The 1,229-nt window shown below is 29.5% G+C and carries 1 protein-coding gene and 1 pseudogene; both read right to left on the reverse strand.

Features of this window, described 5'->3' with window-relative positions; genetic code table 11:
- Nucleotides 1–129: 129 nt before the first annotated feature.
- Nucleotides 130–369, reverse strand: coding sequence for a hypothetical protein (locus ASC36_RS10380; protein WP_141656278.1), 240 nt, complete (start codon nt 367–369; stop codon nt 130–132).
- A 146-nt stretch (nt 370–515) separates the two neighbouring features.
- Nucleotides 516–1,229, reverse strand: a pseudogene (locus ASC36_RS10885) (hypothetical protein); the annotation flags it as partial.

Genomic DNA, 1,229 nt, shown 5'->3' on the forward strand with positions numbered 1-1,229 from the left:
CTCGATAAATCTTCTTTTATTCAAGCTCTTATTCTCTACTACGTACCGGAATTGTGAAATCTGAGTAATATGTATACTTCAATAAAAAAGCGGAACTTTTCAGTTCCGCTTTTTTTACATAATATCTAATTAAAATAAAGTAAACTTATTATTAGGAATAAACCATAATAATAATGAAATAAAAAAACCTACTAAAAATAAATTAACAATACGTATAATATCAACTTTATAAAAGACCTTATCTTTTTCTTCATCATAATAGAAATCCGCATCATTAAATCCTAATTTTAAAACACTAACATTAGCTTTAATATTTTTATATAATTTACTTTTATATTCAATATTACATTTTGAAGATGCTTTTGCCATTTTTGATAATTCAACTATATTACATATTATAGGTTTCTGGTTTTTTTTTATAAATCTCTCCCTCTTTACATCCATATAAGAATTATATAGTCCAATTAAAAAGATAACATTTAAAGATAAACAAAAAACAATTTTCAATTTCATTATCATTCTTGCTTTTTATTATTACTATATGTACCTGTAGTTATTGTACTAGCTCCTGCTGTTGCTGTTTTAGTAACAACATCATTAATACCGCCATAAAATTCTTTTTCTTTCTGGGCTTTATTAATTTTAGCTTCTTGGGTACGTATTCTCTTAGCTTTCCCTGTGGTATTTCCTTTCCCTGCTTCTATTTTAGAAATTTTGCTTTCAGCCTTACTTATTACATCATCTTGTTTTTTAATATATCTCTGAAGACTTGTACCATCAAGTATTTTGCCCATGCCTAATCCTGTAAGGGTTGAAATTAATGTTTGCTTTAGATCAATATCATCATCTTTAACGTATTGTTTTAATATATCTTCTATTGAATCAAGCCCCAAATCAAGCATCTTGATTAAAATTTTCTTTCCTTTAGACGTCCCTGCCCATTTTGCAAACTTAGCCATACCCGAAACAGATCCTACTCCTGCTGCTATACTGATATTTCCAATATCACCCCATCCTATAATCTTATTAGCTTCAGAAAATGACATGTTTTCAAATAGCATCCTCTCTCCAATTATTGATGCATATTCAGTAAATGCTCCTATTATTGCTCCTGCTATAGCCTGCTTTCCGTTGGGATCAACCAGCTTAACAGGGCTTTGATAACAATACCCATAGGTATTATGATTAAATGAGTTATACACTCCCCCGTTGTGTTGCCCGTCTATGTA

This window comes from Apibacter mensalis (assembly GCF_001418685.1).
Classification (GTDB): Bacteria; Bacteroidota; Bacteroidia; order Flavobacteriales; family Weeksellaceae; genus Apibacter; species Apibacter mensalis.

Bases quoted from the DNA above. Each gene is read 5' to 3' on its own strand.
- ASC36_RS10380 (WP_141656278.1), bottom strand. From the start codon at position 369: ATGGCAAAAGCATCTTCAAAATGTAATATTGAATATAAAAGTAAATTA.